Source organism: Pseudocitrobacter cyperus, from assembly GCF_039889165.1.
GTDB lineage: Bacteria > Pseudomonadota > Gammaproteobacteria > Enterobacterales > Enterobacteriaceae > Pseudocitrobacter > Pseudocitrobacter cyperus.
The window spans coordinates 113,326-129,016 of the sequence record NZ_JAYMYY010000003.1; the positions used below are offsets into that span (position 1 = coordinate 113,326).

Annotated in this window: 14 protein-coding genes and 1 tRNA gene; 8 read left to right on the forward strand and 7 right to left on the reverse strand. The window is 52.1% G+C overall.

Going from position 1 to position 15,691, the window contains the following annotated elements; translation table 11 throughout:
• Positions 1 to 4: 4 nt before the first annotated feature.
• The 4 genes from xdhA to VSR74_RS12125 form a co-directional block, all read right to left on the reverse strand.
• Positions 5 to 2,308: a xanthine dehydrogenase molybdenum-binding subunit XdhA gene (gene xdhA / locus VSR74_RS12110; protein ID WP_347794971.1), complete on the reverse strand. Its 2,304-nt coding sequence runs from the start codon at positions 2,306 to 2,308 to the stop codon at positions 5 to 7.
• Between the two features lie 213 nt (positions 2,309 to 2,521).
• Positions 2,522 to 3,238 carry a DUF554 domain-containing protein gene (locus VSR74_RS12115; protein WP_347794972.1) on the reverse strand — a complete coding sequence of 239 codons (717 nt, stop codon included), beginning with the start codon at positions 3,236 to 3,238 and terminating at the stop codon, positions 2,522 to 2,524.
• Positions 3,239 to 3,256: 18 nt separating this feature from the next.
• On the reverse strand, positions 3,257 to 3,826 hold the full coding sequence (locus VSR74_RS12120; RefSeq protein WP_347795243.1) for a UbiX family flavin prenyltransferase: 570 nt from the start codon (positions 3,824 to 3,826) through the stop codon (positions 3,257 to 3,259).
• Between the two features lie 25 nt (positions 3,827 to 3,851).
• Complete coding sequence (locus VSR74_RS12125) at positions 3,852 to 5,324, reverse strand: UbiD family decarboxylase (protein ID WP_347794973.1); 1,473 nt, start codon at positions 5,322 to 5,324, stop codon at positions 3,852 to 3,854.
• 168 nt (positions 5,325 to 5,492) lie between these two features.
• Between VSR74_RS12125 and VSR74_RS12130 the strand changes: the two genes are divergently transcribed.
• The 4 genes from VSR74_RS12130 (at position 5,493) to alaE (ending at position 7,939) form a co-directional block, all read left to right on the forward strand.
• Positions 5,493 to 6,395, forward strand: a complete 903-nt coding sequence (locus VSR74_RS12130; protein ID WP_347794974.1) for a LysR family transcriptional regulator — start codon at positions 5,493 to 5,495, stop codon at positions 6,393 to 6,395.
• Between the two features lie 96 nt (positions 6,396 to 6,491).
• Positions 6,492 to 7,193: an amidase activator ActS gene (gene actS / locus VSR74_RS12135; RefSeq protein WP_411914255.1), complete on the forward strand. Its 702-nt coding sequence runs from the start codon at positions 6,492 to 6,494 to the stop codon at positions 7,191 to 7,193.
• Positions 7,194 to 7,275: 82 nt separating this feature from the next.
• Positions 7,276 to 7,349: transfer RNA gene (locus VSR74_RS12140), tRNA-Gly, on the forward strand.
• Between the two features lie 23 nt (positions 7,350 to 7,372).
• Entirely contained in the window at positions 7,373 to 7,939 is a 567-nt protein-coding gene (alaE, locus tag VSR74_RS12145; protein ID WP_347794976.1) for an L-alanine exporter AlaE, read from the forward strand.
• 299 nt (positions 7,940 to 8,238) lie between these two features.
• Here the strand turns inward: alaE and VSR74_RS12150 are convergent, their stop codons facing one another.
• The gene (locus VSR74_RS12150) at positions 8,239 to 9,123 is read right to left on the reverse strand and encodes a LysR family transcriptional regulator (RefSeq protein ID WP_347794977.1); all 885 of its coding nucleotides are present in this window, start codon (positions 9,121 to 9,123) and stop codon (positions 8,239 to 8,241) included.
• 263 nt (positions 9,124 to 9,386) lie between these two features.
• Between VSR74_RS12150 and VSR74_RS12155 the strand changes: the two genes are divergently transcribed.
• The 3 genes from VSR74_RS12155 (at position 9,387) to VSR74_RS12165 (ending at position 13,384) form a co-directional block, all read left to right on the forward strand.
• Positions 9,387 to 10,445: an alpha/beta hydrolase gene (locus VSR74_RS12155; protein WP_347795244.1), complete on the forward strand. Its 1,059-nt coding sequence runs from the start codon at positions 9,387 to 9,389 to the stop codon at positions 10,443 to 10,445.
• A 126-nt stretch (positions 10,446 to 10,571) separates the two neighbouring features.
• Positions 10,572 to 11,699: an MFS transporter gene (locus VSR74_RS12160; protein WP_347795245.1), complete on the forward strand. Its 1,128-nt coding sequence runs from the start codon at positions 10,572 to 10,574 to the stop codon at positions 11,697 to 11,699.
• A 482-nt stretch (positions 11,700 to 12,181) separates the two neighbouring features.
• The gene (locus VSR74_RS12165) at positions 12,182 to 13,384 is read left to right on the forward strand and encodes an amino acid permease (protein ID WP_347795246.1); all 1,203 of its coding nucleotides are present in this window, start codon (positions 12,182 to 12,184) and stop codon (positions 13,382 to 13,384) included.
• Between the two features lie 79 nt (positions 13,385 to 13,463).
• On the opposite strand, the gene VSR74_RS12170 is transcribed toward VSR74_RS12165, so the two are convergent.
• Together VSR74_RS12170 and VSR74_RS12175 are read right to left on the reverse strand one after the other, a co-directional pair.
• Entirely contained in the window at positions 13,464 to 14,213 is a 750-nt protein-coding gene (locus VSR74_RS12170; protein WP_347794978.1) for an SDR family NAD(P)-dependent oxidoreductase, read from the reverse strand.
• 56 nt (positions 14,214 to 14,269) lie between these two features.
• A complete protein-coding gene (locus VSR74_RS12175) occupies positions 14,270 to 14,836 on the reverse strand; it encodes a TetR/AcrR family transcriptional regulator (protein WP_347794979.1) in 567 nt (188 codons plus the stop codon).
• Positions 14,837 to 15,078: 242 nt separating this feature from the next.
• Between VSR74_RS12175 and VSR74_RS12180 the strand changes: the two genes are divergently transcribed.
• The gene (locus VSR74_RS12180) at positions 15,079 to 15,687 is read left to right on the forward strand and encodes a cytochrome b/b6 domain-containing protein (protein ID WP_347794980.1); all 609 of its coding nucleotides are present in this window, start codon (positions 15,079 to 15,081) and stop codon (positions 15,685 to 15,687) included.
• Positions 15,688 to 15,691: the final 4 nt, after the last annotated feature.

Genomic DNA, 15,691 nt, shown 5'->3' on the forward strand with positions numbered 1-15,691 from the left:
GGTGTTATCCTTTAATCAAACCCGCCTGATGAAACTCCTCGAACAGACGTTTAGGCGTTAATGGCAGTGTATTAATTGCAACACCGGTGGCCATTTTTACCGCGTTACGGATTGCGGCGGCGACGGGAATAATCGGCGGTTCACCCAACGATTTGTGCCCGTAAGCGGATTGTGGCTCCTGCGTTTCGACGAAGGCGCTCTGCAGGTCTGGTAAGTCGGGCATGGTTGGCATTTTGTAATCGAGCAAATTAGGATTACGCACCAGCCCGCTTTGCGCGTCGATAATCATCTCTTCAAACAATGCCCAGCCAATGCCCATTCCCATACCACCGTGTACCTGTCCTTCAGCCAGCAGTGGATTGAGGATATGCCCAGAGTCATGCACATTCAGGATGCGATTAATCGTGACTTTACAGAGCGCAATATCAATCGTGAGGTCGACAAAGGTGCAGCCGAATGCGGGCGGGTTGGTCATGGTTTTAACCGAGCATTCCGCAGATAACTGGCCGCCTCGCTCAGGGTGATAAAAGGCATCCAGCGCCAGCTCTTTCAGCGATAGCAGCGGGATAAGCGGCCTGTCAGTCAGCACAATATTGCCGTTTACCAGCGTCAGTTTGCTGGAGAGTTGATGCAATATGACCGCCGCGCTGGCAAGAATTTTGTCTCTGAGCTGTTCAGCGGCTTTACGGATTGCGGGGGCGACGACGTAGCTTTGACGTGAAGCGAATGCGCCGGGGTCAAAGGGCGTAATATCGGTGTCCTGGGTGGAAATGACATGCACCATGCTGACAGGTACCCCGACCGTTTCCGCGACCATCTGTGCAAACACGGTATCCGCGCCCTGGCCGATTTCCGTCGCGCCACTTTGTACGTTGATGGTGCCATCCTGATTCATCAGCAACCGCACGCCTGAGATTTCCACGCCAACGGGCCAGGTGTTTGAGGTGTAGCTGAAGCAGGCGACGCCGACGCCGCGGCGAATATTTCCCTGCTGCCCCTGGCACTCTGCGCGCCGTTTATCCCATTCAAATAACTCGCGGCCTTTTTGCAGGCACTCGGGAAGCCCTGCGCTGTAAATCGTCTTGCCCGTCAGTGGATTCTTATCCCCCTCGCGAGCGGCGTTTGCCAGCCGAACGTCGACGGGATCGAGCCCCAGCGCAGTCGCGGCGTCATCAAGCAGAGACTCCACGGCAAAAATAACCTGTGGCGCCCCATATCCACGCATTGCGCCAGCGGAAGGGAGATTGGTATAGCAGGTGGTTGAACGATAGGCGTAGGCGCTGCGAGGGTAGAGATAAGCCACTTTGTTACCGCCCGCAGAGGCAATAGAGTGCCCGTGTGACGCATAAGCGCCGGTGTTAGACAGGACATCCAGGCGATAGCCTTTTAGCGTACCGTCCTGGTTTAGCCCTAATTGCCCATCTATGGTGAACGCATGGCGGGTACGAGAGGCAAGAAAACACTCTTCACGGCTCAGTGACACTTTTACCGGAATCCCTCCCAGTTTACTGGTCAGGAATGCCGCCATAGGTTCTTCCAGCACATCCTGTTTATTCCCGAAGCCGCCGCCGACAAAGGGTTTGATCACCCGCACGCACGACCAGGGTATCCCAAGCGCTTGCCCGACAACGCGGCGTACAATATGCGGGATTTGCGTGCTGGAAACGATTGAAATGCGCGAATCATCCTCCATCCAGGCAAATGAGGTGACGCTTTCCATATGGCAATGCTGAATAACGGGTGTCTGAAAATGCCCCTCAATCAGGTAATCGGCCGCGTTGATTTCCTGTTCCACATTGCCGGTACTCATTTCCCCTTGCCGAAGCAGATTGCCGCCCGGATGAATTTCTGCAGCATCGGCCGCCAGTGCGGCTTGCGGGGTGGTAATGACCGGCAGTGGTTGCCAGTCAACTTTGACCCGCTGCGCGGCCTTCTCGGCTGTCAGTTCATCTCTGGCCACGACAATCGCTACGGCATCGCCGTGGTGACGCACGTGGCGTGTCAGCAGGCGACGATCGGCGACATCGCGCTTACCTTCTTCCAGCGACCAGGCATGCCCCGCGGTAGCGAAGGGAATGTCGGGTACGTCTTCCCACGTGAAAATTGCCAGTACGCCTGGTAGATTTCTGGCTTCATCACAATTGATACTGTTGGCATATCCATGTGCGATAGGACTGCGCACATATTTTGCGTAGCACATCCCTGCCATAACGTAGTCATCGGTATACCGCGCTCGCCCGGTGACTTTGGCGATAGCATCTACGCGCAGATATGATTCACCGGTTCCGGTCGCTTCACGCGCTTCCATATTTGCCCCCTGTGGTTATTCCCGCTTATAAGCGAATAATGAACACAGGCAAGATTTACGCCAGAAGAGGGAACGAGCGATATCAGGAGGGAAAAATGTGATGCGCTTAAAAAAGGAATGAGGATGAAAAGAACAAGGCGGGAAGAACGGTATGCATCTCGTATCATAATGATTTAATTGCACTCATTATGATACGGGATGTTCAGACGATTATCAGGCGAATAAACGGGCCCACAGAGCGGAGATCGGCATCACCAGAATCAACCCCGGTAGCATATTAGCAACGGGGAATGCTTTGATATTGCAGATGCGCAGCCCGGTGGCGACCATAATCAACCCGCCCGCACAAGAGAAATCGGCCATCATATCCGGCGTGATCAGATGCAGAATATGCACGGCCAGCACCGCCAGCGCGACCTGGACGGCAATCAGCGGCAGGCCAATAGTCATCACCGAGAAGCCCAGCATGGTAGCGAAAATGGCCGCGGTGAAGAGATCCAGCACGGTTTTAATATAGAGAATCGATGGATCGCCGGTCATCCCTTCATGCATTGCGCCGAAAATCCCGGTGCCGCTGGCACAGAAGAGCACCAGAATGGCGACAAATTTTTCGGTGAACTCGTCGTGCGTTAACCCCTGCACCGGCGGGAAGATACGGTTGATCAGGCCGCGGGTACTGCCTGCCGCTTTACCAATCTGTTTTTCGAGGAAAAACATCTCGCCAATGACTGCGCCAATCACCATGGCCAGTACCACGGCAGGCATGAATTTCACCTTGATCACCAGATTGATGCCAAGGCCAACTGAGCAAAGCCCGAAGGTCAACGGTAACGCCGTTTTTACGCGATCGGGAATATGCGTCCCGATTACCGAGCCGAACAGGCCGCCGACGATCACCGCCGCGCCGTTCACGTAGGGTCCAATTAACATGAAAATATCCTGATAGTGTTATTCAGTGTGACTCAACGATCCCTCGCCCCAACGCGGAAGATCGTTAATATCAAAATCAAACAGGTCGAGAGCACGGCTGACGCTATGGGTAACGATCTCGTCAGCCGTTTGTGGCCTTTGATAAAGCGCGGGTACCGGCGGGAAAATAATGCCGCCCATTTCGGTCACTGCGCCCATATTGCGAATATGGCCGAGGTTGAGCGGCGTTTCCCGCGCCAGCAGCACCAGACGGCGGCGCTCTTTGAGCACCACGTCTGCCGCACGCGTCAGCAGATTGTCGGTCAGGCAGTGGGCGATGGCGCCCAGCGTTCTCATTGAGCAGGGGGCGACAAGCATCCCTGCCGTTTTGAATGAGCCGCTGGAAATCGCCGCGCCCAGATTACCGATCGGGTGGACGACATCCGCCATGGCGAAGACGTCCTCCAGACGGTAATCCGTCTCCAGTTGGCAGGTTTTCTCGGCCCCTTTCGAGACCACGAGATGAACCTCAACGTCCAGTTTGCGTAAGAGCTCCAGCGCTTTCACGCCATACTGGAACCCGGAGGCGCCGCTAATTCCGACAATCATGCGTTTGGTGGCCACGGTATTCCCCTTATTCGAAGTCCGGCAGGAAGCGCTTCACATCGACCTCTTTGAATTTCGAGCGTTCAAAGTGGCTTTTCAGATGGAACGGAACCGTGCAGTCGAAGATGGTTTTGCATGACATCCCCTGTTGCAGAATGCTCGGGCTATAAGCAGGTACCTGAGACGGATCGAGCGGGTGGCAGCGAACGCCCGGAATGGTGACGGTGTCCACGTCGCCCTGATAGCGTGTCTGCATTGCCCACAGCACATCGTCGGTATCGAAAATATCGACATCCTCATCCACCAGAATGACGTGTTTCAGTTCCGGGAACGCAGAGAAGGCGAGCAGGGCAGCCTGACGCTGACGGCCTTCATCCACGGCGGCGGATTTTTTGAATTGCATGACCGCCAGCAGTTTGCCGCCGCCTGCAGTATGCGCAAAGACGTTCAGCAATTTGCCCGGCATCGCGCGTTCAACCATATCGAGGATGCTTGCTTCGGTCGGGATACCCGCCATGTTCACATGTTCCTCGCCTGGCCCGACGGTGGTACGCCAGATAGGGTTTTTACGGTGCGTCACGGCTTTCACTTTAATCACCGGAATCGCTTCTTTCGCTTCGCCGGTGTAGCCCGGAAATTCAGGCATTGCTTTGCCGGTGTTGGTGTTCTGGTCTTCACGCACGCGCACGTTAGGCAGCAGTTCGCCCTCAATGATGATTTCTGCGTGAGCGATCGCTTTTTCGTTGATGGTTTTGCACTGCACCATTTCAACGGCGTGTCCGCGCAGGGAACCGGCAATGCTCAGTTCATCAAAGCCCAGCGGAGTGGTCGGCGGCTCGAAGCAGGCGGCAATTTCAATCGCCGGATCAACGCCGATGCTGATAGAAATCGGCAGCGGTTTGCCTGCGGCTTCCGCTTTCATGCGGAACGCATCGATATGACGGCCAGGGGTAAGCCACATCGAAAGTTCATCTTTGCTTTGGACGCACAGACGGTGAATGGTGATATCGGACTCGTGGGTATCCGGGTCTGACGCATAGCACAGCCCCATGGTGATGTACGGGCCGGCATCTTCTGCGGTATTGGTCGGCGCGGGCAGCAGTTTGCGCAGGTCAAAACCGGCGTCGGTGGCGAGGTGAACCACTTCCTGACCCGCCGCGGGCGCGGTGGTAAGAACCGGAGCGATAGGCGTCTGGACGGAGTCTTTCAGCAAATGGCCCAGACGTTCCGGCGGGCAGTTCAGGAATTGACTAACGCGGTTACGGGAACCGTTAAGACCGATTGCCACACTGATGTCATTAAAACCTTTGATTTTATTGAACATCATTACCGGGCCATTTTTACGCGTCGGACGCTGGCAGGTACCGCCTGCGCCAACGTAGCGATAAACGCCAGAGAGTTCTGCGTGCGGGTCAACTTCGGTATCGGTTTCGACATATTCGCCTGGCAGCGTTTTCAGCAGCTCCAGCGCAGAGCGTAGGTCATGAACTTTACTTTTCATCGTGTTGTTCCTGTTGGTAAGCAGTAAAACTGTCTGCGGTTACCCTAATCCCCAAAAGTAATGGGGACAAATACCGTTTAGCTGCGTCTGAGTAGATCAAAAAAGTGTGAGACGCCTGAAAGCCTGACGTACACTAGCCTTCGGGATGCAGGTGAGGAGAACGGTTTCATGGATCTAAAACGATTACGCTACTTTTGTCGGGTAGTGGAGCAGGGTTCGGTAAGTCAGGCGGCGAAGGTGCTGAATATGGCGCAACCGCCGCTCAGTAAACGCATCCAGGAGCTGGAGGATGAACTGCAAACGCCGCTCTTCACTCGCCGTGGCAATCGTATTGAACCTACAGAAGCGGGGTTTTTTCTCTATCGCAAAGCTTGCGAAATTTTGCGACAGGTGGAAGACACCGCGCGTGAAACCATGGAGATCGCGCAAAAAGATCACCCGCAGTTTCGTCTGGGTCTCACGCACCTTTTTCAGTCTTACTTCAAACCGCTGCTGCTGGCGCTGTATGAGCGCAATCCCAATATTGAGGTAAACATTTCGGTCACCGACTCCAGTCATCTGGAGATGCTACTCAATGAAGGCGCCATAGATTTAGCGCTGATTCAGCGCCCTTATCGCAGTGAAGGCTTTGATTTTGTTTCCTTTGATCCCATTAAGCTGGTGGCGGTGATCAGCAAAAAATGTTTGCCACAGGCGCCTGCGAATCCTTTCGACTATACGGCGCTGGCTGACTTTCCGCTGGTGCTGCTGCATCGGGCGAAAGATTCCGGCACCTACGAGATGCTGATCGACCTGTTCAGAAAAGCGGGGGTAAATCCGAATGTGATTATGCATATCACCCAGCCGGGTATGATCCTCGACTGGCTTGAATCGGGGCTTGCTGCCGCTACGCTGCTGCCATCTTCAGAAGTGAATGCCGCGCGTTTGCCCAACTGCCACGTGGTTGACGTCTTCCCGTCGCCGCAGATTTTCTATCCCGCGCTGGTAAAAATGCCTGCGGCAAACTGGGTGCCGGAAGTGATGGAACTGGTGGCGGAAGGGTACCCCTTTCGCGCGCATCCGGTTGCCTGAGATATTGGCATCCGCCAACAGCCTGTTATCATAGGCAACCCGAAAGAATTAACCCGAGGATTTGTTTTGCGAGCAGGAAGCCTGAGTATCCAGCCAATGCGATTTTTACTGTGCCTGCTCCTCGGCGTGCTGCTGGTAGGCTGTTCCGGGAATAAATCGGGCTCTGACAGCAGCGGTTCTGTCTACACCGTGAAGCGTGGTGATACGCTGTCGCGGATCTCCCGCATGACCGGCACCAGCGTTGCTGAGCTTGCGCGCCTGAACGGCATTAAACCGCCTTATACCATTGAGGTGGGGCAGAAGATTAAGACCGGTGGCTCATCGAAGCTGCTGGGTAAAAAATCGACCAGCACGGCAAAAGTTACGCCATCTTCTGCGGTGCCGCAGTCCTCCTGGCCGCCGGTAGGGCAACGCTGCTGGCGCTGGCCGACTAGCGGAAAAGTCATCATGCCTTATTCCACCGCGGATGGCGGGAACAAAGGCATTGATATCGCCGGGAGCCGTGGGCAGGCAGTGTACGCCGCAGGCGCGGGGAAAGTGGTTTACGTGGGCAATCAACTACGTGGCTACGGTAATTTAATCATGATTAAGCACAGTGAAGATTACATTACGGCCTACGCGCATAACGACACACTGTTGGTCAACAACGGCCAAAGCGTGAAGATTGGCCAGAAGATTGCCACGATGGGCAGCAGCGACGCAGATTCTGTGCGGCTGCATTTCCAGATTCGCTACCGTGCCACGGCGATTGATCCACTGCGCTACTTACCGCCGCAGGGCAGTAAGCCTAAGTGCTAAAAGACTATTTTATCGCCAGTCAGTGGCGATGAGGCTTGCCAGCGAGGGCATAAGGTTTATAATGCTCCTCGCACACGCCGAAGCGGGCGTAGTTCAATGGTAGAACGAGAGCTTCCCAAGCTCTATACGAGGGTTCGATTCCCTTCGCCCGCTCCAATCTCCTGATAAATCAAAACGTTATGATTTATCAGTTAGTTCTGTTACCCCGCTTTAGCAAATACAACCTAAACTACCCATTCTTCTACTCCCGCACCTGTCGCGTTACCCAAAAGAGGAAATGTACTTTGCCTCAACCTCATGACCAGAGCATTCGCCGAACTGCATTTATTGCGGATACGACTGCGTTGATTATATTTTTCACGACAACTGGCATTATTAATGAACGATTTGTCGCGGGTATGTCGTGGGATCAAGTTCTGCATGCACGTTTGATTGGCGCAGTGTTGATGGTGCCTGTTGCCCGTCCTTATGGCTTATGGCGGGATTGGGTAATGCAGTGCGCGCGATCAGGCCGGATATCAAAAGTGTTATGGGACAGTATTGCTCTGGTGAGCTTTCAGGTGCCAATCTATGCTGCGATCATTGCGTTTAGTGGTGCATCGGGCAGTGGATTAGTACAGGGTACACTCGGTGCTACCTTGATGATGTTGTTATTGGGTCGACCGTATGGGGCGTTTCTTAATTGGATACGGAAGTTGTTTGGTTTGCCGCCGGGTGGGGCAAAACCGATGTCGCTGGGAGATTGAGGGGAACGGATGGATGGTCGCTTTGTGCCATGAGGGGAAGTTGGCGGCCTGGAGACTCTTAAAAAATTAATGGTTCGTTTTTCTGGGATGTTTATACTTCCTCCCAAGCCTTCTGGCACTTATGAGCGGGAAGGAAAACACCGGCTGACCTGCTCCCCGTTGATTAAAACACCTCAATGTTAGTCATTTTGTTGTTGGATTTGCCAACTTCCGCTCCTCGCTCAAAACCACCCTGCAATTGAAAGCAGAGGAACTGCCTGACATAACTCTGCACTGTGAAGAGTCTGTCATCGTAACGTTCAGATTTTCAACGTATCAATGACCATTCGCAGGGCAGGGGAAACGTTGCGATGAGGATAATAAAGAAACAACCCTTCCATTCGCAGACTGTATCGCTGCAACGCCCTGATAAGCTTACCCTGTTCTAAATCATCCGCGACCAGCTCGACAGGGACATAGGCCAGCCCCAGACCCAGCCGGGCGGCTTCTGCTTCCATATAGCTGTCAGACAGGGCCCACTGCCCTTCAGGCTGATGGGTGATTTTTTTATCATCCTGAGTGAGTTCCCACTGATATACGCTACCGTCGGCAAACTGATAGGCGATGCAGGGATGCGCTTTTAAATCCGTCGGGGTTTGCGGAAAACCGTAGCGACGAAAATGTTCAGGAGTCCCCACAATGGCCATCTCCATATCGGGAGTAATGCGTACCGCGACCATGCCTTGTTCGACTTCCGGCCCCAGACGGATGCCTGCATCGAATCTTTCATCAATAATGTCGATGAATCGGCTCTCGCTTATGAGTTCGAGCCTGATATCTGGATAGCGCTGTTTAAAGACGGCAAGCTTTGGCAGAAGGCATTTATCAATCGCGTGCTGGCTGGCATTGATGCGCACCGTACCTGAGGGGGTTTCACGATAATGCGCCAGCGTGGCAAGCCCCAGATCCAACGTATCAAATCCTGATTCGGTTTTCTGGTAAAGCTGTTCTCCTGCTTGCGTCAGCGACAGTTTACGCGTGGTGCGCACCAGCAACTGGACGCCCAGCCTTTCTTCAAGCTCACGCACAGAACGGCTGACTCCTGACTGAGCAAGGCTAAGCCTCTTAGCCGCGGCGGTAAAACTGCCTTCCCGCACCACCTGCATAAACAGGTACAACTCGTTGTAGTTCTCCCTTTTCGCCATTGAATAATCCCCGTGAATGACAGCAAATACAGGATTGATTTATACCAATATGGTATCAATCTTAGCAGTAATCGCCCTCTAATCAGCACTAATTCTGCTCACTATAATGACCCCATCAAAACAAAGCACCGCAGCGTTGTCCGTAGGAAACCTGTGTTTCTCTCTTGTTTCTCATGGGGATTTTTATGAAAGCCTTCACCCGAACGCTAAAAACCGCGATGCCGGCCATGCTGTTATTCGCATCATTAAGTGGAGTTACGACGATGAGTTATGCTGATTCAACCAATCCGAATGCCCCTGTTTCTATGACGGATAAATGGGATAAGACGTTCGCCGAGAGCCAGAAAGTCGATCATCGTAAAGTCTCGTTCCAGAATCGATATGGCATCACCTTAGTGGGCGATCTTTACCTGCCCAAAGATCGTGGCGATCGCAAACTGGCGGCAATTGCGGTCAGTGGGCCTTTTGGCGCGGTGAAAGAGCAATCCAGCGGCCTGTATGCGCAAACGCTGGCGGAACAAGGGTTTGTTACCCTGGCGTTCGATCCTTCTTACACGGGGGAAAGCGGCGGCTATCCGCGAAACGTCGCCTCACCGGATATCAACACTGAAGATTTCAGCGCGGCGGTGGATTTCTTAGGACTGCAAAAAGAGGTGGATCGCAACCGTATCGGTCTGCTCGGTATTTGTGGCTGGGGTGGCATGGCGTTGAACGATGCTGCGATGGATACTCGCGTTAAAGCGGTGGCAACCAGCGTGATGTACGACATGAGCCGGGCGATGGGTCATGGCGTGGGTGATGGCAAAGACCGTTATTCCACAGCCGACCGTCGTGCTGTTCTGCAGTATCTGAATGAACAGCGCTGGAAGGATGCGCAGAGCGGAACCTTCGCTCACGGTGGTCATGATATTAACGTCGATGGCAACGGTAAGATCAGCGCGGGCGATCGCATTTTGCCTGAAACGCTGCCGGCAAATCCGCATCCGGTGCTGAAAGAGTTCTTTGATTACTACCGCATGCCGCGCGGTTTCCATGAGCGCTCCGTTAACTCTACGGGAGCGTGGACGGCAACGATGCCGCTGTCGTTTATGAATATGCCGCTGCTGAGCTACGCCGGTGAAATCACTATACCGACGCTTATCGTGACTGGTGAAAAAGCGCATTCACGCTATTTTGCTGAAGATGCTTATAAAGCCGTCGGCAGTAAACAGAAAGAACTGGTGATTGTTCCGGGGGTAAACCATGTTGATTTATACGACAACGTCGCCGGGAAGATCCCCTTCGCAAAATTTGACGAGTTCTTCAAAACCAGCCTGAAATAACCCTCTAATCCACCCGCTGATAGCGGGTGGATTCACTTCTTGCCGCGATGAAATCAGTGTATGTCTACATTAAGCCAAACCCCATCACCTCATCATCAGCACGATTACTGGGGCGGCATTTTTGCCATGACCCTGTGCGTCTTTGTGCTGATTGCCTCTGAATTTATGCCCGTCAGCCTGCTTACGCCGATAGCCCAGGATTTAAACGTGACGGAGGGGCTGGCAGGTCAGGGGATCGCCATCTCCGGCGCGCTGGCGGTTCTGACCAGTCTTACCCTTTCGACACTGGCCGGAAATGCGAATCGCAAGTACCTGCTGATGGGAATGACGATCCTGATGGCAATCTCGGGGCTTGTTATCGCACTGGCTTCCAGTTACCTGGTGTATATGGCGGGTCGTGCCATGATAGGCATCGCGATTGGCGGATTCTGGTCGATGTCTGCGGCAACGGCGATTCGTCTGGTGCCACAACATCAGGTCGCGCGTGCCCTGGCGATATTTAACGGCGGTAATGCGCTGGCGACGGTCGTGGCAGCGCCATTGGGGAGCTATCTTGGCGCAACTATCGGATGGCGTGGTGCCTTCTTGTGTCTGGTTCCCGTCGCGGTTGCCGCCTTTATCTGGCAGCTTATCAGTCTGCCCGACATGGAGGCTCATAAAAGCCACACGTCACGGGGTTCTGTATTTCACTTATTCCGCCGCCGCATTGTTGCGGTTGGCATGCTGGCCTGTGGCCTGTTCTTTATGGGGCAGTTTGCGCTATTTACCTATGTGCGCCCGTTTCTGGAGACGGTGACGCGGGTTGATTCCTCCGGCTTATCTCTGATCCTGCTTGCTATCGGTGTGGCGGGTTTTGTCGGCACACTGATTATTTCTATTTTCCTTAACGCAAAATTCTACCCAACATTGGTCGCCATTCCACTGTGGATGGCGGCTATCGCCATGGCGTTGATTCTGATCGGCCAAAGCATTTGGGTTGTCGCGCTGCTATTAGGTCTTTGGGGATTGCTGGCAACCGCCGCGCCGACGGGCTGGTGGGCATGGATTGCACGCACGCTTCCCGACAATGCGGAAGCGGGAGGCGGATTGATGGTCGCTGTGATCCAGCTCTCTATTGCGCTGGGTTCAACGGTCGGCGGCATGGTGTTTGACCACCTTGGCTGGCAGAGTGCGTTTGCACTCAGTGGTGGGTTGCTCGCTGCCGCCGCTGCTTTGACCGTTTTCACTTCACGTCAGGAAGTTCACCCGGCTTAATTGTCCGAAAACAAGCGTATACAGGGCCCTGATAATCTTCTGAGCCGTTGTTAATATTGATTTTCATATTCCGTCGGTGGTGTCTGAACACTTGAACCCTGGCGGAATACACGATTTTTATCTGTCCAGAATGCTGAACGAAGTGTGGGAAATTTGCCTTTCTTTTTCTAAATGTGAAATGTTTAAAGAACGTTATCATTATTAATGATAATGGGAGAAATAAGGGAAGATATAGCGTTAATATTGATAAAATACAGAGTTAAATAGTTGGCTTGATACTGCCATATAGTATCGGTACTATGGTTCATCTGAAAAATGCATAATTGGTTATTGCAACAGTACTTTCTCCTTGCTTAGGAATGAACTTATCGCTTTGACTTTGTCATCTATGGCACCCGTCTTTTATCAATAAATTAATGAATATTATGAAGAACGCTAACGAAATACATCGTCATCCGTGGACAGTAAAAGATACCATATGGATGATGGGGGTATATGGCGCCACCGTCGGTGCTGGTACACTTTTTTTACCCATCGAAATCGGCACTCGTGGCCCACTCGTTTTTCTTCTGCTGCTGGTTTTAAGTTTTCCGCTTTCAATGATCCCGCACGTACTCATTTGTAGAGTATTCATGCGTGATACGCATACAGAAGACCGTTCCCTTCCTCTCTTTGGTTCTTTTTTTGGGCCTAAGGGGCGTCAGGCGATCAAGCTGTTTTTCTGTGTGGCGCATTATCCCGTCACGCTGGTCTATGCAGTATCGCTGGTGAATGCATTGAGCCATTTTTTATCGGAACGCCTGCATCTGGGAGATATTAATCGTGGGGTGCTGACGATTACCGTCTTACTGCTTATGTATCTGGTGATAAGCAAAGGCCGTGATAAGGTCGTCAAAACAATGGGGGCGCTGGCAATGCCGTTTGCTATTGCCATCATTCTGATTGCCGTCACGCAAATACCGGCCTGGGATATATCAAATATTACTCATGCCTGGCAGCAAACTCATGGAAAATCTGCTGATGATTCCCTGAAGGGAATTTGGCTCACGCTTCCTCTGATTGCTTTTTCCCTCTGCTCTGCGCCACTGATCCCAGCGCTCGCATCCGGTTATCGTGAACCGGGTGCCGGGGGGGAGACAAAATCGGTTCAGGTTATCCGGGCAGCCTATGTTTTAATTATTTTTAGCATTCTCTTTTTTGTCCTGAGTTGTCTCCTGAGCACGCCTCGCGAGACGTTTATCATGGCCAAAGAGCAAAATCTGAATGTATTGTCAGTGATAGGCGGAGATAGCCATCTGGGCATCATGCTATTCCTGGCTCCCTTTATTGCTATCGTGGGCATGACGAAATCTTTTTTAGGCATTTCCATGCCGGTGGCGGAGACATTCAGTATTCTTGTCGCAGACGCATTCAGTGTTACGCGAACCAGTCACATCCGGCGCTTAAGAGCGATGATCCTGGTGCTAATGTTTATCGCCACATCCATTGTGGTATATCTCAATCCCGATGTGATTAATATGATTGAAACGGTCTGTGGGCCGCTGATTGCAATCTTCCTGTTTTTGATCCCAACGTATCTGATTTTCACGAGAATCGCTCTAAAGCCCCTTCGTAGTTTCACTTCCGTTATGGTCATGATAAGCGGTATCGCGACGGTTTCAGCTTTATTGTATAGCCTCATCTAAATGTTTTACCGCCAGGCTTATCGGGCCTGGCGGTTTGACCACCCATCAGAGATGAGGGTGGGGAGGTCGGGGGGAAATGTCAGGCCGTATATCCACTGTCGACAGTGATAATTTGACCAATCATTGTCTCAACACCACCATCCGCGATGAATAAAATGGTTTTGGCTATCTCTTCCGTAGTCGATGCTTTTTGGGCCGGTAAGCTTTGAATAAACGCATTTTTTGCATTGCTATCATTACCGACAAAGCGATCGAGCATCGGTGTTTCAACCGGGCCCGGTGCGACAGCATTAACACGAATGCCATGGGCTGCCACTTCAAGCGCTGCGGATTGGGTTAGGCCTTCTACAGCATATTTGCTGGCGGCGTAAATGCCTGAGTTGGGCATTCCCGTATGACCCGCCACCGACGAAACATTCACGACACTCCCGCGTTTGGCTAAGAGCATTGCAGCAATTTCATATTTCATCGCCAGAGCGACACCAAACACATTGGTGTTGAATACGGACTGGATATTCTCCTGGGTGACTTCAGTGATACTCTGCTGAATGCCTTCCAGACCCGCAGCATTAATGGCGATATCTAATGAACCAAATTCGGCAACGGTGAAATCAATAAGTGCCTTGATTTCATCTTCGTTACTCATATCGGCATTTTTATACCGCACCTGCGGATTAATTTTTTGCAGTTGTGCTTCAAACTCTTCCCCGGCCGATTGACGTCGACCAGAAATGACCACTTTGTAACCTTTATTTGCGAAAAGTTCTGCGGTTGTTTTACCGATACCGGATAATGCCCCGGTGATAAGTGCGACTTTGACCTGTTCCATATTAATCACCTCGTTAATTTCTGCTGTTAATATATTCTCTAAACTTAAACAATGGCTTATATGTTGTTGGCGCTCAGGGTTTTCAGTAATGCGGCAGAGGTTTTGTTATAGGCATCATGGGGAGGCAAGCGATTAAGCATCAGCGCGCCTTTTAGCGATGCGCTAACGATAACGGCTTGTTCCCGGGCCGACAGACGGTTTAACGACAGCTCGCCGCACTCCGCGCCTGAAAGAAGCAATGCTTCGAGGATATCCAGTTCGCTCTGCGCCAGCTTGTTAACCGCCTGCTGTAATTCGGCCGGAAAGGTGTGGCTGTCAGAAAGCATGGTATAGATTCCACACATTTCACCTTGCTGCGCACAGTTTGAAAATGCATCAAGATAACCTTTAAGCCTTTGCGCACCTGCCGGAATGGCCTGTAGGCGTTCATCTAACTGCTTAAAAAGCGCGTATTTATAGTCACAATACGCCAACCCAAGATCCGTTTTGCTTGGGAAGTGGTGATGAATGCTGGCTTTCCTGATCCCGACACCTTCAGCCAGATCAGAAAAGCTGAAGCCGTGAAATCCATCACGCTGGATACAGGTATCAGCCAGTTTGATTATTTTATCGTATGTGGTCATGTATCATCCCGGGTTAACTTTTCTTAAAGGTGCGCCGTACTTTACCAGCATCACCGTTTTAACCGTATCCGATAAAATTCCTCAGCAACCTTTTACTCGCTAATCAGCGGTGAATATTTTCCCTTAACACCAGGGTTCCTTCTTGACAGCATGCGTTATGCGGAATACGATTCGCTCATCCTACCTACCAGATGGTAGGTTTGCAAGCGCTTCTGATATCGCAAGGCTTTGGGGAAAGTGGGATGACAAAACCGAACAAGATCCCAATGAAAATGATTCATCCCTTATGGTTGAGAATCTCTCATTGGATCAATGCATTAGCCATGTTGATGATGATCACCAGTGGCTGGCGAATCTACAACGCATCGCCGCTGTTTAATTTCGATTTTCCGGATGCCTTCACATTAGGCGGCTGGCTGGGGGGCGCGTTGCAGTGGCATTTTGCCGCGATGTGGCTGTTTGTGTTGAACGGCGTGTTTTATCTGACCTGCAACATCGTTACGGGGCGTATGCGCCGGATGTACCGGCCGTTTTCTCTGCGTGCGTTAGTACAGGAAGTCGGTCTGACGGTGCGTGGCAAACTGAGCCACGACGATCTAAGCCAATACAACATGATACAGAAACTTGCTTATGTCGGCGTCGTGTTGCTCAGCATCCTGACGGTAATGTCCGGGCTGGTTGTCTGGAAGTCGGTGCAGTTTCCGCTGCTGCGGGAATTAATGGGCGGCTATGAGTCAGCACGGCTGGTGCATTTTGCCTGTATGTCGCTGATTGTTCTCTTTATCGCCGTACATTTACTGATGGTTGTGCTGGTACCGAAAACATTACTTGCCATGATTCGCGGTCGTTGAGATT